17 protein-coding genes and 1 tRNA gene are annotated in these 19,757 nt (G+C 60.4%); 11 read left to right on the top strand and 7 right to left on the bottom strand.

Translation table 11 applies throughout. The features are described 5' to 3' along the window. The first annotated feature begins 2 nt into the window (after positions 1-2). The 3 genes from rplA (at position 3) to IB285_RS11205 (ending at position 1,514) form a co-directional block, all read left to right on the top strand. Positions 3-695: a 50S ribosomal protein L1 gene (gene rplA, locus IB285_RS11215; protein ID WP_190788253.1), complete on the top strand. Its 693-nt coding sequence runs from the start codon at positions 3-5 to the stop codon at positions 693-695. Positions 696-860: 165 nt separating this feature from the next. Continuing rightward, the gene (locus IB285_RS11210; protein WP_190788252.1) at positions 861-1,064 is read left to right on the top strand and encodes a hypothetical protein; all 204 of its coding nucleotides are present in this window, start codon (positions 861-863) and stop codon (positions 1,062-1,064) included. 135 nt (positions 1,065-1,199) lie between these two features. Next, positions 1,200-1,514 (top strand): hypothetical protein, encoded by a 315-nt coding sequence (locus IB285_RS11205; RefSeq protein ID WP_190788251.1) that lies wholly within the window; start codon positions 1,200-1,202, stop codon positions 1,512-1,514. A gap of 21 nt (positions 1,515-1,535) precedes the next feature. Here the strand turns inward: IB285_RS11205 and IB285_RS11200 are convergent, their stop codons facing one another. Continuing rightward, on the bottom strand, positions 1,536-2,297 hold the full coding sequence (locus tag IB285_RS11200) for a competence/damage-inducible protein A (RefSeq protein WP_190788250.1): 762 nt from the start codon (positions 2,295-2,297) through the stop codon (positions 1,536-1,538). Between the two features lie 53 nt (positions 2,298-2,350). Next, positions 2,351-3,859: a flavin-containing monooxygenase gene (locus IB285_RS11195; RefSeq protein ID WP_190788249.1), complete on the bottom strand. Its 1,509-nt coding sequence runs from the start codon at positions 3,857-3,859 to the stop codon at positions 2,351-2,353. Between the two features lie 114 nt (positions 3,860-3,973). Between IB285_RS11195 and IB285_RS11190 the strand changes: the two genes are divergently transcribed. Then, positions 3,974-6,004, top strand: a complete 2,031-nt coding sequence (locus IB285_RS11190; RefSeq protein WP_190788248.1) for a TonB-dependent receptor plug domain-containing protein — start codon at positions 3,974-3,976, stop codon at positions 6,002-6,004. A gap of 243 nt (positions 6,005-6,247) precedes the next feature. Beyond that, positions 6,248-8,794 (top strand): TonB-dependent receptor, encoded by a 2,547-nt coding sequence (locus IB285_RS11185; protein ID WP_190788247.1) that lies wholly within the window; start codon positions 6,248-6,250, stop codon positions 8,792-8,794. A gap of 326 nt (positions 8,795-9,120) precedes the next feature. Here IB285_RS11185 and IB285_RS11180 read toward each other — a convergent pair whose 3' ends face one another. Then, on the bottom strand, positions 9,121-10,284 hold the full coding sequence (locus IB285_RS11180) for an acyl-CoA dehydrogenase family protein (protein ID WP_190788246.1): 1,164 nt from the start codon (positions 10,282-10,284) through the stop codon (positions 9,121-9,123). A 124-nt stretch (positions 10,285-10,408) separates the two neighbouring features. Next, entirely contained in the window at positions 10,409-11,176 is a 768-nt protein-coding gene (locus IB285_RS11175) for a crotonase/enoyl-CoA hydratase family protein (protein ID WP_190788245.1), read from the bottom strand. 112 nt (positions 11,177-11,288) lie between these two features. Here IB285_RS11175 and IB285_RS11170 point away from each other — a divergent pair, with 112 nt between their 5' ends. Continuing rightward, positions 11,289-12,557 (top strand): acetyl-CoA C-acetyltransferase, encoded by a 1,269-nt coding sequence (locus tag IB285_RS11170; RefSeq protein ID WP_190788244.1) that lies wholly within the window; start codon positions 11,289-11,291, stop codon positions 12,555-12,557. Beyond that, positions 12,550-14,094, top strand: coding sequence for an acetyl-CoA acetyltransferase (locus tag IB285_RS11165; protein WP_190788243.1), 1,545 nt, complete (start codon positions 12,550-12,552; stop codon positions 14,092-14,094). Before IB285_RS11170 ends, IB285_RS11165 begins: the two co-directional genes overlap by 8 nt. Here the strand turns inward: IB285_RS11165 and IB285_RS11160 are convergent. Beyond that, positions 14,091-14,735 (bottom strand): carboxymuconolactone decarboxylase family protein, encoded by a 645-nt coding sequence (locus IB285_RS11160; RefSeq protein WP_190788242.1) that lies wholly within the window; start codon positions 14,733-14,735, stop codon positions 14,091-14,093. The two genes, IB285_RS11165 and IB285_RS11160, sit on opposite strands and share 4 nt — an antisense overlap. Before the next feature lie 2 nt (positions 14,736-14,737). Next, a complete protein-coding gene (locus IB285_RS11155) occupies positions 14,738-15,271 on the bottom strand; it encodes a VOC family protein (protein WP_190788241.1) in 534 nt (177 codons plus the stop codon). 140 nt (positions 15,272-15,411) lie between these two features. On the opposite strand from IB285_RS11155, the gene hppD reads away from it, so the two are divergent. Both hppD and IB285_RS11145 read left to right on the top strand, forming a co-directional pair. Beyond that, positions 15,412-16,530, top strand: a complete 1,119-nt coding sequence (gene hppD, locus IB285_RS11150; RefSeq protein ID WP_190788240.1) for a 4-hydroxyphenylpyruvate dioxygenase — start codon at positions 15,412-15,414, stop codon at positions 16,528-16,530. Next, positions 16,527-17,084, top strand: a complete 558-nt coding sequence (locus IB285_RS11145) for a VOC family protein (protein WP_190788239.1) — start codon at positions 16,527-16,529, stop codon at positions 17,082-17,084. The genes hppD and IB285_RS11145 overlap by 4 nt, the downstream gene beginning before the upstream one ends. A gap of 78 nt (positions 17,085-17,162) precedes the next feature. On the opposite strand, the gene IB285_RS11140 is transcribed toward IB285_RS11145, so the two are convergent. Beyond that, positions 17,163-17,254 (bottom strand) — tRNA-Ser (locus IB285_RS11140). Positions 17,255-17,529: 275 nt separating this feature from the next. Between IB285_RS11140 and IB285_RS11135 the strand changes: the two genes are divergently transcribed. Further along, the gene (locus tag IB285_RS11135; protein ID WP_234033132.1) at positions 17,530-18,435 is read left to right on the top strand and encodes a DUF1134 domain-containing protein; all 906 of its coding nucleotides are present in this window, start codon (positions 17,530-17,532) and stop codon (positions 18,433-18,435) included. Positions 18,436-18,540: 105 nt separating this feature from the next. After that, entirely contained in the window at positions 18,541-19,716 is a 1,176-nt protein-coding gene (locus tag IB285_RS11130) for an amino acid aminotransferase (RefSeq protein ID WP_190788238.1), read from the top strand. Positions 19,717-19,757: the final 41 nt, after the last annotated feature.

Here is a 19,757-nt window from a genome sequence, read left to right as displayed (position 1 = left end):
CAATGGCAAAGCAAACAAAGAAGCAGAAGGCCGTTGCCGAGCTGGACAACGAAAAGCTCTACACGGTCGATGAAGCTATCGCGACCCTGCGCGAGCACAAGGCGAAGTTCGACGAGACGGTCGAAATCGCGATGAACCTCGGCGTCGATCCGCGTCACGCAGACCAGATGGTCCGCGGCATGGTTTCGCTGCCTTCGGGCACGGGCAAGGACGTGAAGGTTGCCGTGTTCGCCAAGGGCGACAATGCGGAGAAAGCCGCAGCAGCCGGTGCCGACAAGGTCGGCGCGGAAGACCTGATGGAAGACATGCAGGCAGGCAATCTCGATTACGACCGCGTGATCGCCACGCCGGACATGATGGGCGTCGTGGGCCGTCTGGGTAAGGTGCTCGGTCCGAAGGGCCTGATGCCGAACCCTAAGCTGGGCACCGTCACACCGAACGTGGAGCAGGCCGTGAAGGACGCCAAGGGCGGCCAGGTCGAGTTCCGCGTCGAGAAGATGGGCATCGTGCACTCCGGCATCGGCAAGCTGTCGTTCTCGGATGATGCGCTGAAGCAGAACTTCGAGGCGATGACCCAGGCGATCGTCAAGGCGAAGCCTTCGGGCGCCAAGGGTAAGTACGTGAAGAAGGTCTCGCTCACCACGACGATGGGACCGGGCCTGAAGATCGATACTGCCGGTATCGAAGGCGCTTAAACTCGCGCATCTTGGGTGTTCCCTTGGCGGAGCGCCGGACAAAAAGAGGTCGGGAGCGGATGCTTCCGGCCTCTTTTGCGTCCAGCTGCCCTTTTTCAGCTAGGAATTTCAGACCTTTGGGGAACGAAGCCGCACCGGCGCGTTGATCAACCGAAGGAGTTTGGAATGAAGAGCTTGGCTGTGATCAGCGCTGTTCTTGGCGCGATCATTCTCGGCAGCAGCGTGTTCGTGGAGACGCATCTGGTTCCGCTCGTCGGCGCCGTCTTGCTGTCCGGCGGGCTGGTCTACAGCGCCTTGCAGAATGCGAAGGCGGGTTCTGCGGACTTGCTCGAGGCCGATAAAATGGGGCGTCAGCGAAAAAAAACATAATGATCGGGCACCTTTAAATGCACCGGGCGTAACGTATTTCACAAACAGAACGTACACGTACCTGTGGCCGGCGTTGAGGCTGGTCGAAAATGAGGAATTGTCTCCTCGTACGTATGTTCACGCTAGGACCGATTGATGCCTGACTCCCCGGATTCGAACGCTGACAGCTTCTTGAAATGGCCGGTCATTTTTGCGCTTGTCGCCATCATGGTCATGATCGGCAGCTACGATCTCATGATCGCCGGATTTGTCGGCGCCGCGTTTGCCGCGATCGGGCTCATAGCGCTCTGGATCCGCATTCGCCTCGCCACAGGTCCGGACGAGCCTGCCTCGGAGCGGGACGTGATGGGAGACAGATTCCTGCGCAGCTCTTACAATCGTCAGCTGGCGCGCGTGAAGGAAAGCGGCGTGCGTTCTCGACCCCAAAGAAGGCAAAGTGATCGCCTCTAAATGGCGCTTGCTATAGCTTGGTCAGATGCCGCCGGGCGTGAAGTCCCAGCCATTTTCGCCAAGGCCTTCGCACAAACTGTCGTAGCAGCTCTGTAAATCCTCACGGTCGGTCGACCGGATCACGAAATTCGACCCTACCTTGCCGTCCCGGAAGAATGGGTAAGATCCGATCTGGCAGTTTTCATGAGCCTGCTCGACTTCGCGCAGCAGACCGGCAACTTCGCTTTCCGGGATAAACCCGCCGACCGTTTCGGAAATCAGAGGCGCGCCGCCTTCAAGCTTACCGGTCAGCGCATCGAGCATCCCCGCGGTGATGTGCGGCACCCCCGCCATCAGGAAGAGATTGCCGCGCTGGATGCCCGGCGCGCCCGACATGCGATTGGGAATAAGTTCTGCGCCTTCAGGCACACGCGCCATACGCAACCGGCCTTCATTCACGCCGCCCTTGTCCGCGTAATACCGCTCCAGAAGCGCGCGCGCTTCCGGATGGATAATGACGGGTACGCCAAGCGCTTTCGCCACCGCATCCACGGTGATGTCATCGTGCGTGGGGCCGATGCCGCCGGTGGTGAAGAGGTAGTCATTGCTTGACCGAAGCGCATTCACCGCCTCAACAATCCGGTCCTCGTCGTCTGCGACAACGCGCACTTCGGCAAGGCGGATACCTTGCACCTGGAGCCAGCTGGCGACCTGCGCAATGTTCTTGTCATGGGTCCGACCTGAGAGGATTTCATCACCGATGATGACGAGCCCGGCGGTCCAGATTTTGTCGGAAATGGTCATGCTGCGCGGTCTAATCGAAGCGGATCATATTGGCCACTGCCAACCGTGGCAGACTATTCTGCCGGTTCGAGCTGCTCGTCACCGCTGCGCGCATTGGCCCCGACGCGCCGGAAGGTCAGCAAGCCGTCATCGAGCGGATCGTCCGCCATTCGTTTGCGGTCGACGACGTATTCCTGATTGAGCCTCCAAGGATAGCTCACCGAGTTTTTCGGCTGAAGATGCTTGCCGCGCTGAATGTATCCCGATGAAAAATCGAAGATGTCGTCCTCTTCGATTTTGGCTTCTTCTTCCGGCGTCAGAACGGGAACGACCAGATCGGCTTCGCGCGAGCGCATTTCGTTGAGCACTCGGCAGACATAATCGGAATTGATGTCCGCGCGCAGGGTCCAGCTGGCATTGAGATAGCCGAACACGACCGCGAGGTTGGGCAGGTTCGAGAACATGCAGCCCTTGTAATAGAACCGCTCATTGAGATGGACGGGCTCGCCATTCAAACTGAGATCGATCTTGCCCGCGATCGCCATTTTCAGGCCGGTCGCCGTGATGATGATATCGGCTTCGAGAAGCTCGCCCGATTTGAGCCTGATGCCGGTTTTCTCGAAGGCTTCGATATGGCCGGTGACGATGTCTGCTTTGCCGTCTTTGATCGCCTCGAACATATCGCCGTCGGGCACCAGGCACAGCCGTTCTTCCCAAGGGTTGTAGGGCGGAGTGAAGGCCGCTTTGTCATAGTCCGACCCAAGGACTTTCTCGATACCTTTATACAGGTTCTTCTTCACCTTCTCCGGCTTGTTGCGCGCCAGCTTGAAGGTGAAATCCTGCATCCAAATGTTCTTGAAGCGCGTGATGCGATAGGCGAGTTCTTCAGGAAGGATCTTGCGAAGGGTATTGGCAAACTTGTCCTTGGCAGGGCGCGATGCCATCCAAGTCGGGGTGCGCTGAAGCATGGTAACGTGCGCGGCATCCTTCGCCATCGATGGAACTATTGTGACGGCTGTTGCGCCGGACCCGACAACGACCACTTTCTTGCCGGAATAATCGAGATCTTCGGGCCAGAATTGCGGGTGCAGCACCTGTCCTTCGAATGCGCCGAGTTGAAAGCCGGCATCGTACGGTTCGTCGTAATCGTAATAGCCGGAACCAAGGTAGAGGAAGTTCGCGGTCAGCTGCGTCGTGGTGCCGTCGTCCAGCTCCATCGTGACATGCCAACGCGCTTCGTCTTCACGGAAATTGGCGGAGAGAACCTTGTGGCCAAAGCGGATGTGCTCGCGAATTCCGCGTTCGTCCGCGATCCGGTTGAGATAGTCGAGGATGGCGGGGGCATCGGCGATGCTCTTTTCATGCTTCCACGGCTCGAAATCGAAGCCGAGCGTGTGCATGTCACTGTCCGAACGGATGCCCGGATAGCGGAACAGATCCCATGTACCGCCGAGGTTCTCGCGCCGCTCGACGATAGCGTAAGTGTGCCCGGGCGCCTTCATTTCCATATGCGCAGCCATCCCTATACCGGATATCCCGGCACCTACGATCAGCACGTCGAAATCGGGCGGTGTGGCTAACATAATCTGGCTCTCTTCGCTTACTGACACTGATGTAACCACACGCGACCCCGAAAAGCGAGTCATGATGGCGATTTGCAACTGACTTTGAGAGGCGGCTCGGTTAGGCGGGCGCTTATGAGTCGCTCCTATCGTTTTGCCGTTTCGGCCATCGCACTTGCTGTATCGTTTCCGGTCTCCGCCCAGGAAAATGGAGACACCTCGGAAACCAACTACGAAGATGAAATCGTGGTTTCTGGCGAAGGGCTCGACCCGCCGCCTTCCGTGGGTGCCTATTCGATAACAGAGATCGACCGAGAACAGATTGTCTCCAGCGCATCGGGGCGGATTGAGGATGTGCTTGAGAACGTGGCGGGCTTTCAGCAGTTTCGTCGCTCCGATAGCCGATCATCGAATCCCAGCGCGCAAGGCGTCACCCTGAGAGCGCTTGGCGGCAATGCGACCAGCCGGGCGCTCGTCCTGCTCGACGGGGTCCCGATTGCCGATCCATTTTTCGGTTACATTCCGCTTTCGTCGATTGCTCCCGAAAGCCTTGCCAGCATCCGTGTTACGCGCGGCGGCGGGGCGGGGCCGTTTGGCGCTGGCGCTCTCGCCGGAACGATAGAACTCGAGAGCGCCGATGCTAGCACTCTAGGACCGTTTTCGGGCAGCCTGCTGGTCAACAATCGCGAAGAAACCGAAGCAAGCGCGGCGGTGGCGCGCAAGCTGGGCAGCGGTTTTGGCGTGATCAGCGGACGCTGGGACAGGGGGCAAGGTTTCTTCACCACGCCGGCGGACCAGCGCGTACCGGCGACGGCCCGCGCAGAATTCGATAGCTGGCAGGTCGGGGTGCGCGGCGTCGCTCCGCTGACCGACGACATCGAACTTCAGGCACGCGGGAGCATTTTCGAAGACAACCGCACGCTCCGTTTCGATGGCGCGGATTCCGCAACCGAGGGGCAGGATGCGAGCTTGCGCGTGGTTGGGCGCGGCGACTGGGAATTCGATGCCCTCGGCTATGTCCAGGCACGCAATTTCTCGAATGTGGTGATCAGCTCGACGCGTTTTGTCAGAGTGCTGGATCAACGCAACACGCCGTCAACCGGCCTCGGCGGCAAGATCGAAATCCGTCCGCCCATCGATGAAGCGCACACCGTCCGTCTTGGTACCGATTATCGCCGGTCGAATGGAGAATTGCAGGAAGAGGCTTTCAGCGCCTTCACCGGAAATTTGCGCGAACGCCGCCGCGCGGGCGGCACCAACAGCAACCTAGGCATCTTTCTGGAGGACGATTGGCAGATCGGACCATTGCTGCTCACCGGAGGGCTGCGCGCCGACTACACCCGCATCGAAGACGGGTTCTTTCGCGCGGTGGATGCAAGCGGCGCACTGGTTAGCGAAACCATCGCGCCCGATCGCGATGACTGGACATTGAGCTGGCGCGCTGGCGCTGTGCTTTACGCAACGCGCGAGCTCGATCTGCGTGCAGCGGCCTATACCGGTCTGAGGCTCCCGACGCTCAACGAATTGTACCGTCCCTTCGTTGTCTTCCCGGTGGTAACCCAGGCGAACGCAGCACTGGAGAACGAGCGGCTTGAAGGGTTCGAGGTGGGCCTGACGTGGCAGCCGGTCAGTTCGGTTGTTCTCTCGCTCACTGCTTTCGACAACCGGGTCGAGGATGCCATTGCCAATGTGACCTTGGAGCCGAACCTGCGGCAGAGGCAGAACCTGCCGGCCATCGATGCGCAGGGCGTCGAAGGGGGGCTGGCGGTCAAGCTCGGCGAAGTCAGCCTCGATGCCTCGCTCGCCTATACCGATGCGACGATCGACGGGGAGGGCGCATCGATCGCTCTTGATGGGAACCGGCCGCCGCAGACGCCCGAGTTCGCGGCATCGACCACGCTTGCATGGGAGCCCGCCGAAGGCTGGCGGATCGCAGGAACACTGCGCCACATCAGCGCGCAGTTCGAAGACGATCAGGAAACCGATCTGCTCAAGCCAGCAACGACTGTGGATTTCTTCGCGGAAGCTCCGCTGCGAGACCGGCTGAGCCTTGTAGTCCGCGGCGAGAACCTGCTCGACGAGGAAATTGTCACTCGCAATTCGGGCGGAGCGATCGATCTGGGCGTGCCTCTGACCGTGTGGATCGGCCTGCGCTTCGGGTACTGACATCGGACTAAACTAATCCGAACTTGGGCAACAAAATTACGTTTAGCGTGCGCGCGCCGACCGCATGGTGCGCCGCAACATAACATGTTGCATTTTTACTACTGTTTGCGAAGAACCGTCGCGGTCCCTTGGCAGCGCGGATAGCGCTGATAGTCTCTCGCGCGACCAATAGGCCAAAAGGCCATGGGAAATGTGGAGAGGACATTTATGAGACGTAAGCTCGCAGCATACGCTGCCGGCCTGATGGCCTGTAGTTCATTTACAGCACCGGGGCTCGCGCAGGAGGTTTCGGCAGATGACGAGGGCGATACCACGCTTTCGACGGATCCCGATGACAGCGTCATCATCGTTACCGCGACCCGCCGCGCGCAGGATGTTCAGGACATTCCTATCGCTGTGACGGCGGTTTCGCCCCAACAGCTTGAAAACCAGGGCGTCGATAACATTCAGGAAGTCACCTCCGTGGCTCCCAGTTTCACCAGCAGTCAGGCACAGATCGCTTCGGGTTCGGTCGTGCTGCGTATTCGCGGTGTTGGTACGACATCGAACAATATCGGCTTCGAAAGCGCGGTCGGTATCTTCATCGACGGCGCTTATCAGTCGCGCCCCGGTGTGGCGCTGACCGAATTCGTCGACATCGAACGCGTCGAGGTTCTGCGCGGTCCGCAAGGTACGCTGTTCGGACGTAACACGTCTGCGGGCGCGCTCAACATAACGACCGCTCGCCCCGATGTGAGCGAGTTCGAAGGCTTTGTGAACGCCTCCTACGGCAACTTCGACGAGATCAGCGTTCAGGGCGCAGTTAACGTACCGATTGTGGAAGATACACTCGCTTTCCGCCTGACCGGTGCATACCGGGAGCGCGATGGTTTCATCACGTTGGTCGATGGCAACGGCACTCCGTTCGACGATTCCAACGATGTCGACCAGTATCTGGTGCGCGGACAGCTCGGCTGGGATACCGAAAGCGGTATTCGCGGACGGCTGATCGTCGACTATTCGAAGAGCGAATCCAGCTGTTGCAGCCCGATCGAACTCTATCAGACGCCGCTGGTGCCAGCCGGCGCATTCGCAGCGGTTGGCCTCGGCCCGACGGGCGGTAATGGTCAGCCACTGGTATCGAACAATCCGTTCGGACAAGACGAGTTCAGGGAAGCGCTCGACAACCGTGTCGCTTCGGCGAACTTCGCGCCGATTGCTGACATCGACAATTACGGCGCGACCACGGAAATCGAATTTCCGATCTCGAGCAATGCCGATCTCATTTTCATCGGCTCGTACCGCAAGTTTGAATCCATGGAGACATACGATTCCGACTTTACGGCGCTCGACGTGTTCGATGTCGATCTGATCGATCTGGATCTCGAGACCTTCACCGCTGAATTGCGGCTGCAGGGCGAAGCGCTGGATGGCCGGCTGAATTACATTATCGGCGGCTATTTCTCCGACGAGACGATCGATCAATCGGTCACTTTCGCCCTTGGTGAGGATTATGGCGAGCAGGTCGGAGCATTGCTGTTCCCGGCGACTATGGGCGCTCTCGGCCCCAACCCGCTCACCGTGTTCACCGGTGTCGATCCGGCGGGCACGAATGTGACCAACCGGTTCCAGCAGGAAGCGCAAAGCTATTCGATCTTCACCAACAACAGCTTCGAAATCGTCGACGGGCTCGAATTGACGCTCGGCGCTCGGTACTCTTGGGAGGATAAGGAGGGCAGCTTCGATCAGACCGAAGCCAATAACCAGATCTGCCCGGCTACTGTCGGCGCGATCGGTGCTGGAGTTGTGCCTGAGGCACTCGTCCCGGCCTTCATTGGCCTCGGTTGCTTCGGATTTACGGCACCGGCCGACCTTCCAGAAGCGGCGGTACTCCCGCTGGTACGGACATTCGAAGACACCTTCAACGATGAAGAGCTGATCTACACTGCGCGGCTTGGTTATGCTTTCGCTGCACCGGTAAACATCTATGCCAGCTTCACCCACGGCTATAAATCGGGCGGTATCAACCTCGATACCACTGCTGCCGTCGGCGGTGCCGACCCGACCTTCGAATCCGAAGAGGTCGACGCCTACGAAATCGGTATCAAGAGCCGTTTCCTGGATAATGCGGTCACGCTCAACATCGCCGGTTTCCACCAAGAGTTCGAAAACTTCCAGGTCCTCGAATTCACCGGTACTGCATTCCAGACGTTTAATGTGCCGGTTGCCGAAACGACCGGGGTTGAAATCGAAAGCGTCATCCGTCCGAACAGCGAGCTGACATTCAATGCATCGGCAACGATCCTTGATGCGCGCTATCCGGACGACTGCGCTGGCGATCTCACCGATGTTGTTACGATCGTCTCGCTTTGCGGTAACGATCTCACGAACGCTGCCAACGTAGTAGCGATCTTCGGCGGTCTTTGGGAAAAGCCGATCAACCCGAGCACGGAGTTTTTCCTGTCCGGCCAGATCCGGCTTGAAGGGGATCAGCGGACCTCTACTCAGGCAATCGTTCCGCCAGATGCCGCTGCAATCGCAGCTGCGGGAAGCCTGCAGGCAGCGGTCGATGCAGCGCCGTTGATCATCGGCGATGTCCAGACGGGGCAGGAATTCATCAACCTGCGCGCCGGTCTGCGGTTTGCGGACGGGGCCTACTCGATCGAAGGCTTCGTCAACAACCTGACCGACAATGTGGTGCGCGGCGTTACGTTCAACACCACTCTGCGCGGCAGCGGTGCGGCGAACTCGCGTTCGGCCTTCTCGCTGCAGCCGCGGACTTACGGTGTCGCGGTACGCGCCAAGTTCTGATCCGTCAGAATACAAAAAAGGGCGGTCCGGGAAACCGGGCCGCTTTTTCGTGTTTCGAAGGCGCATCCGCGCCTTCGTCCTCGGAGCTGATCCTACGCTTTGCTACGGGCCCCTGCGGGTGGGCAGTCGCCCTTGCGGTCGGCTAGCGCGACCGTGCTCCGCGACACGTCAGCGAGGTCAGAACGTCAACGACGCCGCGCGTCGCAAGGCCGACTGGCCGTCGCGCCTTATGGCGCGGAAGCCAAGCTATGCGGATGCATCGCGCCCGGCGTTTGAGGGCGCAAACAAAAGACTCCGAGGACGTAGCCCCGGATGGGTCTGCGAAACTACATACTTCTCGCGATCAGCATCTTCATGATCTCGTTCGAGCCGCCATAGATGCGAGCTATGCGCGTATCGCGGTACATTCGCGCGATTGGGTAATCGTTGATGTAGCCTGCTCCGCCATGAAATTGCAGACACTTGTCGACCACTTCGCTTTGCAATTCGGTTACCCAATACTTTGCCATGCTTGCGGTCGCGACGTCGAGTTTTCCTTCGAGCAGCTTGGCTATGCAATCGTTCACAAACACCCGAGCCGCTGTACCGCGGGCCTTCAGGTCAGCCAGAGTGAATTGCGTGTTCTGGAAGTCCCAGATCGTCTTGCCAAACGCCTTGCGGTTCTTGACATATTCGACTGTGACTTCGAGCGCTTTCTCGATACCCGTCATCGCGCCCATTGCGATCACAAGACGCTCTTGAGGAAGCTCGCCCATGAGCTGATAGAACCCTCGGCCTTCGACCCCGCCCAGCACGTTATCGCCGGGAATAAAGACATCGTCGAAAAACAGCTCGGACGTATCCTGCGCGTCGAGTCCGATCTTATCGAGTTTTTTGCCCCGCTCGAAGCCTTCGGCGCCGTCGGTTTCCAGCAGCATAAGGGAAATGCCCTTCGCGCCTTCGCTTGGGTCGGTCTTGGCAACCACAATCATGAAGTCGGCTGTTTGACCGTTCGAAATCCAGGTTTTGGATCCATTCAGCCGATAGCCGTTGCCGTCCTTGAGAGCGGTCGTTTTGATGCTCTGCAGGTCCGAACCAGCGTCAGGTTCACTCATCGCGATCGCGCTCACAAGTTCGCCGGTCACGAGCTTGGGAAGATATTTCTTCTTCTGCTCTTCGGTGCCGTGGCGGACGAGGTAGGGCAGGATGATGGTGTTGTGCAGGCTCGCAGCGAACCCTTCGACGCCGTGCTTCGCCTGCTGGTCGATCACAACCATGTCGTGCCGGAAATCGCCGCCGTGACCGCCATATTCCTCAGGCACGGAAACGCCGAGCAAGCCGGCTTGGCCCGCCTCGTTCCAGAACTCCCGTTCGACCTGGCCGTCTTCACGCCATTTGAGAATGCGCTTTTCCGGAGCGTGCTGCTGATAGAACTTGCCAACCGCATCGGCGAAGATCGAGATTTCCTCGTCTTCCATGAATTCGGGCTGGGGTACGTCGATAACGGGCATTTGTATCCTCTCCTTGGTGTCAGAGCCACCCGCTCCCTCCGACCTTCCACCGGGAGCCTACCGGGATACAATCCGGGTGGAAGGGCGGAGGGAGCGGGTGACCCGGCTTCTCAATCAAAAACTCTTACTTACCCTTCCAATTCGGAGCGCGTTTTTCGGCGAAGGCGGCTGCACCTTCGCGGGCGTCTTCAGATACGAAGACCGGCGCGATAAGTTGCGCCTGTTTCTTGTAGCGATCCTCCATCGACCATCCGCGCGATTCCTTCATCACCTGCTTGGAAACGCGCACGGCGAGCGGCCCGTTGGCCGCGATCCGGGCGGCAAGAGCCTTCGCACCATCGAGCGCGGAGCCTTCGGTCACTTCGTTGATCAGGCCAAGCTCGTAAGCGCGGTCTGCGCCGATGAAATCGCCTGTCAGCGCCAGTTCCATGGCAATACGCTCGGGGATCTGATCGGGCAGCATCATCACGCCGCCTGCTGCAGCGACGAGCCCGCGCTTCGCTTCGGGGATGCCGAACTTCGCGCCCGAATTTGCAACAACGAGGTCGCAGGCGATCATAAGCTCTAGGCCGCCTGCCAGCGCGTAACCCTCGACTGCAGCGATCAGCGGCTTTGCCGGCGGGGCCTGCACCACACCTCCGAACCCGCGGCCTTCGACGGTTGGGCTTTCGCCGCGCAGAAACCCTTTGAGGTCCATGCCCGAACAGAACGTGCCGCCTGCCCCGGTAAGGATGCCGACGCGAAGGTCGTCTTCGCTGTCGAGTCGGTCCATGGCCGCTGCGATGCCTTCGGCGGCCGCCTTGGTCATGGCGTTCTTGGCCTCTGGCCGGTTGATGGTGACGATCAGGACGCCGTTATCGACTTCGGTCAGCACTTCGGGGGTGTCGGACAAGGTTCTCTCCTAGCTATTTTGGCATTTCGAAATGAAACTGAATTCTTGTGCGAGTGGTGCGCAACGCTTACGGAAACGTCAACCGCAATTTCGCTAATCCGGAGAGAAGCACATGGCCGAGGCCTATATTATCGACGCAGTCCGCACCCCGCGCGGGATCGGCAAACAGGGTAAGGGCGCACTCGCAGCGGAGCACCCGCAGCACCTGGCCGCTACCGTCCTGAAAGCGATCAAAGAGCGCAATAACCTCGACACGTCGACGGTCGACGATGTGATCTGGTCGGTATCGACGCAAGACGGGATGCAGGCGGGTGACCTTGGGCGCATGGCAGCGCTGGACGCAGGCTACGACGTGACCTCGTCGGGAACCACGCTGGACCGGTTCTGCGGCGGCGGGATTACCTCGGTCAATCTTGCGGCGGCTCAGATCATGAGCGGTATGGAAGACTGCATCGTCGCAGGGGGCACCGAAATGATGAGCCTCACCGCTGCGATGTCGAAAGAAAAAATGCAGGCCGGGCTGAAGCCGCCGATGATGGGCAGCTACAACGAGCGCCTGCAGGCCGTGCACCCGCAATCGCATCAGGGCATTTGCGGCGACGCAATTGCCACGATGGAGGGCTTTACGCGAGAAGAACTGGACGAGGTCGGCTACCGCTCACAGCAGCGGGCTGCCGAGGCGCTGGGGGAAGGCCGCTTCGACAAATCGGTGATTCCGGTCACCGATGACGACGGGAATGTGCTGCTCGACAGGGATGAATATCCGCGCCCGCAAACTACCAAGGAAGGCCTCGCGCAGCTTGAGCCCGCTTTCACCAAAATCGCGGACGTTCCGCTCGATGCGAAAGGCACCACGTTCCGGGGGCTGATCAACCAAAAATACCCGGACCTCGACATTCAGCATTTCCACCATGCCGGGAACTCATCCGGCGTTGTCGACGGGGCGGCGGCAGTGCTCGTGTGCTCGAAGGAATACGCAGAGAGGCACGGGCTTAAGCCGCGCGCGCGGATCGTGCAGACCGCAAACATGGGCGATGACCCCACCTTGATGCTCAACGCCCCGGTTCCGGCGGCAAAGAAGGTGCTCGAAAAGGCTGGCATGAGCCTCGACGATATTGACCTGTTCGAAATCAATGAGGCTTTCGCGGTTGTGGCGGCGAAGTTCGTCCGCGACCTTGATCTCGATTGGGACAAGGTGAACGTGAACGGCGGATCGATTGCCCTTGGCCATCCGATCGGAGCGACCGGCTCTATCCTGATCGGCACGATCATCGACGAGCTTGAGCGCCGCGATCTGAAGACCGGCCTCGTCACGATGTGCGCGGCGGGGGGCATGGCGCCTGCGATCATTGTCGAGCGGGTGGACGATTTCGTTGACTGACGCGTCCTCTGTTTCTGGGGACAATACCCCGGTCATCATCGGGGTAGGGCAGTATTCCGAACGCGTTGGCGAGGCGGGATACGAGGCGCTGTCCTATATGGACCTGGCGGGGCGCGCGCTGGCCGCGGCAATCGCTGACAGCGCCGCTAGTGAGCCCGTGTCCCCGGCAATCGACACCCTGGCCGCAATCCGCGCCTTCGAAATGTCGCGGCCCGACCGCGCACCGCCATTCGGAGCGGCCAGCAATGTCCCGCGCGCGATAGCGAAGCGGGTCGGTGCCGATCCGAAGCGCGCTATCCTCACTCCGACGGGTGGCCAGACGAACCAGCAACTGGTCGGTGAATTTGCCACCGCGATCGCTGGCGGAGAAAGTCAGTGCGCGGTGATCGTCGGATCCGAGGCAATCTCGACCGTGCTCGCGCTTTCGGCGAAAGGCGAAAAGCCCGACTGGTCCGAAGAAGTCGATGGCGATTACGAGGATCAGGGTTTCGGGGTCGAGGGCATGATGGAGCATGCCCTGTTTGCCCACGGCGCGACCGGTGCCATCCCGCTCTACGCGCTCGCCGAGAATGCCCGCCGTGCGAAGCAGGGCAAGAGCCTTCAGGAGTATCGCCGCGATATCGGCGAACTGTTCGCTCCGTTCACCAAAGTCGCCGCCGCGAACCCGCATGCCGCAGCACCCGTGGAGCGGACCGCGGAGGAACTCGCCGAGGTTACGGAGCGGAACCGGATCGTCGCGGAACCCTATACCCGCATGACGGTGGCGCGCGATCAGGTGAACCAAGCTGCAGCCATCATCATAGCGAGCGCAGGTACGGCGCGCGCGCTGGGTGTGCCCAAAGACAAGTGGGTGCACATCCATGCCGTGTCCGCCGCGACCGAGCTGATGCTTTCGAGCCGCCCCGACCTCTCAGCTAATCCGGCATCGATCGCCAGTGTGGAGGCTGCTCTTGCGCGCGCAGGCAAGAGCATGGCGGAGATCGAGCACATCGATTTCTATTCCTGTTTCGCCATTCCTGTCTTCAACCAGATGGATCATTTCGGATTGTCGGCCGATGACCCGCGCGGGCTAACCCTGACCGGCGGCCTCCCCTTCTTTGGCGGCGCGGGTAACAACTACTCGGCGCACGCCATCTGCGAAGCGGTGCAGGCCGCGCGGACAGATCGTGGCAGTTATGCCCTTGTCGGGGCGAACGGCGGTTGGATGAGCAAATATGCGACCGGCATCTACTCCACAGATCCAGCCGATTGGTCGGCGAGCGACCGGTTCGAAAAGCTGCCGATGGCGGACAATGGTGTTCCTTTAGGCAAGGGTCCGACCGGGAGCGCGGTCGTCGAAACCTACACGATCAACAACGCGAAGACGGGCAGCGTGGCGGTCTGGCTCGGCCGCAACGAAGCGGGCGAGCGCGTCTGCGGGAATGTCGATCTGTCGCACGAGCCGACCCGCAAAGCTTTCGAAGGCGGCCAGCCTTTTGGTCTGACACTGACTGTCGAGCAAGACGACAAGAGCCGCAATATCGGGCGCGTCGCCTAATCCACTTTCCTGTTTCCGCCGAGGAAATCGAGCGCATCGAAGCCTTCGGGCGCAGGCACTTCGGTGATGGGATCGTCGCGGTCATCGAATTCGGTGCGCAGCGCCCGGCTCATAACGGCGTGCATCTGGTACATGCAGGTGGTGTAGGTCAGCTCGAGTATCTCTTCGTCGGAGAACCCCGCCTTCAGCTGGGCGAATAACGCGTCGGGCACCCGCCCCTGATGGGTTACCAGCCTGTCTGCGTAGGCGAGCACGAGCCGCTCTTTTGCATCATAGCAGGTCGCCGTTTGCCATACGGGCAGCGCCTCGATCTTTTCCTCGGGATAGGCGAGGCCGCGCAGGCTTTTGCAATGCTGCGAGAAGACGAACTGGCTTCCCGTGGCCCATCCGGCCCATGTCTGGCCTAGCTCCCGCAGGACCGGATCGAGCTTGCGAGCCGGATCGCGGTAATAGGCAAAACCTTGTGCCGCGTGTTTCAAGGTTGCCGGAGAGTTGGCGAAAACCGTCCACCAATCGCCGGGGGTGCCGGTCGCCGTGCCAGGCTCCGCGACCGGATCGCGGTTCCCGAACAGCATCGCATAGAGGGGCAGCGCGACCTTCTCGTCAGCCTCGGACTTCGGCACCTGTCTCAATCGCGGCATGCTCAGGCCTCCACCCGGTCTGCGCTGGTTGCCGGCTCGTGAGCAATATCGTCGGGGCCGAATGTCTTCGTCGTCGCTGCAAATTCCAGCATGATGCCATTGGGGTCGGTGAAATAGACCGAACGGACGAATACCCCGTCGTGCAGCTGTTTGCTCATTCCCATCGGACTGTCGTCGTGATTGACCACTGTGTGCGTGTGCTCGACGCCTGCCTCCTCAAGCCGGTCGAGAGCGGCCTCCAGTTCATCCTCCGCCATGTCGAACGCGAGATGATTCATCGAGCCCACGGCTGTTTTTGCTTCATAAGGGAATTTCTTGACCGAAGCGATGCCAGGCGCCGCCGGAGGTCCATCGGCCCACCAGAAAAAGGCAACGCTGTTGCCATTGCCGCAATCGAAGAAAAAGTGCTGTCCGCCATCGGGGAGCTCCACCGTCTTGAACAGCGGCATGTTCAGGACATTGGTGTAGAATTCCACAGTCTCCTTCATGTCGCGGCACACGAGCGCGACGTGATTGATACCGGTCGTCTTGATCATGATCGTTCTCCCTGAACAAGCCTGCCCCAATCTCCGGGCCCGCGCAATCGCGTCTCTTCCATCGGTCTTTGACAAATCGCCACAAAGAGCGTATTTAGTTTCAAACGTAACTAAATTGACATATTCAGAGGTTGATCCCCATGACCAAGCATCCCGGCGATCTTTTCGACAATCCGGCAGGGCTCGATGGATTCGAGTTCGTTGAGTTCTGCGCGCCGGAAAAAGGCCAGCTTGAACCTGTGTTCGAAGCGATGGGGTTCACGCTCGTGGCCAAGCACCGGTCGAAGGATGTGCACCTGTGGCGTCAGGGCGGGATCAACCTGATCGCGAACTACGAACCGCGCAGTGCCGCGTGGTTCTTCGCCCGTGAGCACGGCCCGTCGGCGTGCGGGATGGCTTTCCGCGTGCGCGACGCTGCGAAAGCTTACGAGCACCTCATCGAGCAGGGTGCGGAGCCGGTCGCCAATGAGCCCGGCCCAATGGAACTGCGCATCCCCGCAATCCGAGGCATTGGTGGCGCGATCCTCTATCTCGTTGATCGCTATGCCGGCGCGGAGGACAAGAGCCTCACCATTTACGACATCGATTTCGATTACCTGCCGGGCGTCGATCCCTATCCGGAAGGCGCAGGCTTCCACACGATCGATCACCTCACCCACAACGTCTATACGGGCCGGATGAAATACTGGGCCGACTATTACGAGACGCTCTTCAACTTCCAGGAAATCCGCTTCTTCGACATCAAAGGCGAATATACCGGCCTCACCTCGAAGGCGCTGACCGCGCCCGATGGCAAGATCCGCATCCCGCTCAATGAAGAAGGCGAAGGCGGCAAGGGCCAGATCGAGGAGTTCCTGCGCGAGTTCAACGGCGAGGGCATTCAGCACATCGCGCTCATCTGCGATGATCTCGTTGCGTGCTGGGATCGGCTCAAGGAATTCGGCGTGCCGTTCATGACCGCCCCGCCCGAAACTTATTACGAGATGCTCGATGAGCGGCTGCCAGGCCACGGCGAGAATGCCGACGAGCTCAAGATGCGCGGCATCCTACTCGACGGCACTACCGAGGGAGGAGAACCGCGTCTGCTGCTCCAGATCTTTGCCGAAGCGCAGGTCGGCCCGGTCTTCTTCGAGTTCATTCAGCGCAAGGGCGATGATGGCTTTGGTGAAGGCAACTTCAAGGCTCTGTTCGAAAGCATCGAGCGTGATCAGATCGCCCGAGGTGTGCTCGATACCAAGACATCAGAGCCTGCAGAATGAGCGCGGTCAAACCATCGGGCATCCATCACGCCGCCTATCGCTGCAAGGACGCGAAGGAGACGGTCGAATGGTATGGCCGCGTGCTCGGCATGGAATACACGACTGCATTCGCCGAGGACCATGTCCCCTCGACCGGCGAATACGATCCATACATGCACGTCTTCCTCGACGCGGGGAACGGTAATATCCTCGCCTTCTTCGAGCTGCCTAACCAGCCCGATATGGGGCGGGACGAAAACACACCGCAATGGGTGCAGCACCTTGCCTTTCGGGTCGCAAGCGAAGAGGAATTGCTCGCGGCGAAGGCGCATATCGAAGGTGAGGGCATCGATGTGCTCGGCCCCACGCACCACGGCATCTTCAAATCAATCTACTTCTTCGATCCAAACGGCCACCGCGTGGAATTGGCAGCCGATATCGGTACCAAGGATCAATACGAAGAACTCGCCCGCGTCGCCCCGCTTATGCTCGACGAATGGAGCGAGACCAAAAAGGCCCCGCGTCACGCCGATTGGCTACACGAGATCGCTCGTAAGGAGCATGCGGCGAGTTAGGCAAACTTAGCCCCAACTACACCATTGATGGAGATTGCCCGTTCGCCGATCGCTCGGTTCGAGGACTGGTTTGGGTAATGGCGGAGACGGAGGGATTCGAACCCTCGATACCCGTTAAAGAGTATGGTTCCTTAGCAGGGAACTGGTTTCAGCCACTCACCCACGTCTCCGCATGTCGCTGCCCTGGCAATTTGGCGGCGAGGGGCGCGCTATAATGGGCGTTATCCGCAGCGGCAAGGTCGGATGCGACATTTTCTGATCTTCGCGCGATTCCGCTTCTGTTCAGCCGCGAACAGCGAACCTTGCCCATGCCGGATAGATTCGGTTCGCCGCATTTTCGATTCGGTTCGCCGCTGAGACTCTTGCCCGGCGGGATGTGAGGGACTCTGCTTCCCGATGGAGGAGCGCGGGTGCGCAAATGCCCGTGCTGTAAGGAACAATTGCCATGATCATACGCACTGCTGCCGAACTCAGAACAGGATTGGCCCGCCATTTCGCCGCCGCGATCGGTGCGCTCGCCCTTGCCGCCTCGCCTGCCGCTGCGCAGGAGATGGAGAGCTTCGACCCGGATGAAGTCTATGCCACCGCGCAGGACGAAGGTGACGCACCCGTCGCCGATACCGGCGCGATCGATGCGGACCTGATCGATGCGGACTTGGCGCAGCCTGAACTGCGCTCCGGCCAGCCGCCCGCCTCCACGGCGACGCTGGACGATCCGCAGCCGGCCACCACCACGGACGCCTCCGATATCGCCGATGCCGAAACTACCGCCTCCACCGCTCCCGATGGCGAGTTCGTCATCTACGACGATGCGTCTTCTGGCACCGCCGATACCGGTACCGAAGCCGTCGCCAGCGCAGACGGCTCTACGACCTATGCCGAGGATGACCTCATCGGCGCCGCGGAAGGCGTGTTCGGCAAAGGCGCGAAGGGGCTCGCAGGCCTTATCGAAGACCTGTTGCGCAAGCAGGGCGAACCCAATGGCTACATTGTCGGGCGCGAAGCGGGCGGCGCCTTCATCGTGGGCGCGCGTTACGGCTCCGGCACGCTGTTCCACAAGGTCGAAGGCGAACGGAAGGTCTACTGGACCGGGCCGTCGGTCGGCTTCGATGCGGGCGCGAACGCGGCCAACACCTTCGTGCTCGTCTACAATCTGTTCGATACCGAAGAGTTGTTCGAACGCTATCCCGCGGGCGAAGGCCAAGCGTATCTCGTGGGCGGCATGCACGCGAGCTACATGCGCAAGGGCGATGTTGTGCTGATCCCGATCCGGGTCGGCGCTGGCGTGCGGCTCGGCGTCAATGCGGGCTACATGAAATTCTCGAAGAAGCAGCGCTGGTTGCCCTTCTGAGGTCGTCAAGTCTCCGGTAATCGACCTGCGCAAAGCAGGCGAATTCGGCAAAGGTTGCAAAAGGCGGTTGCGGCGTCCCGCTTCGCACGGCATTCGGCGTGCATCATGCTGCACCGACTCGAAGAACAATCGCCCGATGCGCTGCTCGCGCTCATCAAACTGCACGCCGCGGACGACCGCCCGGACAAGGTAGACCTTGGCGTCGGCGTCTACCGCACGGGGCAGGGCGACACGCCCGTCTTCGGCGCGATCAAGGCGGCAGAGCAGTCGCTCGTCGATGAGCAGGAATCCAAAAGCTATCTCGGCCCGGAAGGCGATATCGGCTTCGTCAACGCGCTGATGCCCTACATCTTCGGCGAGGACGCGACGATGGGCGGTCGCATCGCCGGTATGCAGACGCCCGGCGGCACGGGCGCTGTCCGTCTCGCCCTTGCGCTGGCGCAGAAGGCGGGCGTCCAGAAGCTGCATATGGGCGTGCCGAGCTGGCCCAACCACGCGCAGATCATCAACGATATCGCGCTCGAGATGGTACCGTTCGACCACGCCAATCCCGATGGCACCGCAAATGTCGAAGCGGCGCTCGCGGCGATCCGCCATGCCGGTCCTGACGAGGCGATTCTGCTGCACGGATGCTGCCACAACCCGACCGGTATCGATTACAGCGCGGAGGAATGGAACGCGATCGGTGATGCGATTGCGGAGAGCGGGATCTTCCCGATCATCGACACCGCCTATCACGGGCTGGGCAACGGTCTGGACGAGGATGTCGCGGGGCTGCGCAGCGTGCTTGCCAAGGTGCCGGAGGCCTTCATCGCCTATAGCTGCGACAAGAACTTCGGCATGTACCGCGACCGCGTTGGCGCGTTCTACATCCTTGCAGATGGCGGCGAGACGCTGGACAAGGCATTCTCCAATGCCAACGCTCTGGCCCGCGCAAGCTGGTCCATGCCGCCCGATCATGGTGCCGCCGCTGTGCGCCTGATCCTGCGCGACGGTTCGCTCACCCAGATGTGGATGGACGAGCTCGACCAGATGCGCGAACGCATGCGTCAGGTCCGCGCTACGCTGGCCGATGCGGGCATGGCGGGCAGCGTCGATCTGACCCCGCTCGGTACGCAGAACGGGCTGTTTTCGGTTTTGCCGGTGAGCAAGGAGCAAGTCGCCCAGCTGCGGGAGGATCACGGGATCTACATGGCCGGATCGGGCCGGATCAACGTGGCGGGCCTCACCATGAACAACATCGAGAAGTTCATCGAAGCGGTGGCCGAGGTCACCGGCTGAAAAGCAGCGCTTGGGACAGCGCTCGGGGGAGACATGGACCG

Source organism: Erythrobacter rubeus, from assembly GCF_014705715.1.
Classification (GTDB): domain Bacteria; phylum Pseudomonadota; class Alphaproteobacteria; order Sphingomonadales; family Sphingomonadaceae; genus Erythrobacter; species Erythrobacter rubeus.
Note: the sequence above shows the minus strand (reverse complement) of the source record. Positions and strands in the feature narration are given on the sequence as shown.

Coding starts and splice junctions, on each gene's coding strand:
- IB285_RS11185 (WP_190788247.1), top strand. CDS start 6,248: ATGGCCTGTAGTTCATTTACAGCACCGGGGCTCGCGCAGGAGGTTTCG.
- IB285_RS11130 (WP_190788238.1), top strand. CDS start 18,541: ATGCTGCACCGACTCGAAGAACAATCGCCCGATGCGCTGCTCGCGCTC.
- IB285_RS11190 (WP_190788248.1), top strand. CDS start 3,974: ATGAGTCGCTCCTATCGTTTTGCCGTTTCGGCCATCGCACTTGCTGTA.
- IB285_RS11195 (WP_190788249.1), bottom strand. CDS start 3,859: ATGTTAGCCACACCGCCCGATTTCGACGTGCTGATCGTAGGTGCCGGG.
- IB285_RS11180 (WP_190788246.1), bottom strand. CDS start 10,284: ATGCCCGTTATCGACGTACCCCAGCCCGAATTCATGGAAGACGAGGAA.
- IB285_RS11160 (WP_190788242.1), bottom strand. CDS start 14,735: ATGCCGCGATTGAGACAGGTGCCGAAGTCCGAGGCTGACGAGAAGGTC.
- IB285_RS11205 (WP_190788251.1), top strand. CDS start 1,200: ATGCCTGACTCCCCGGATTCGAACGCTGACAGCTTCTTGAAATGGCCG.
- IB285_RS11200 (WP_190788250.1), bottom strand. CDS start 2,297: ATGACCATTTCCGACAAAATCTGGACCGCCGGGCTCGTCATCATCGGT.
- IB285_RS11170 (WP_190788244.1), top strand. CDS start 11,289: ATGGCCGAGGCCTATATTATCGACGCAGTCCGCACCCCGCGCGGGATC.
- IB285_RS11155 (WP_190788241.1), bottom strand. CDS start 15,271: ATGATCAAGACGACCGGTATCAATCACGTCGCGCTCGTGTGCCGCGAC.
- hppD (WP_190788240.1), top strand. CDS start 15,412: ATGACCAAGCATCCCGGCGATCTTTTCGACAATCCGGCAGGGCTCGAT.
- IB285_RS11135 (WP_234033132.1), top strand. CDS start 17,530: ATGATCATACGCACTGCTGCCGAACTCAGAACAGGATTGGCCCGCCAT.
- rplA (WP_190788253.1), top strand. CDS start 3: ATGGCAAAGCAAACAAAGAAGCAGAAGGCCGTTGCCGAGCTGGACAAC.
- IB285_RS11145 (WP_190788239.1), top strand. CDS start 16,527: ATGAGCGCGGTCAAACCATCGGGCATCCATCACGCCGCCTATCGCTGC.
- IB285_RS11210 (WP_190788252.1), top strand. CDS start 861: ATGAAGAGCTTGGCTGTGATCAGCGCTGTTCTTGGCGCGATCATTCTC.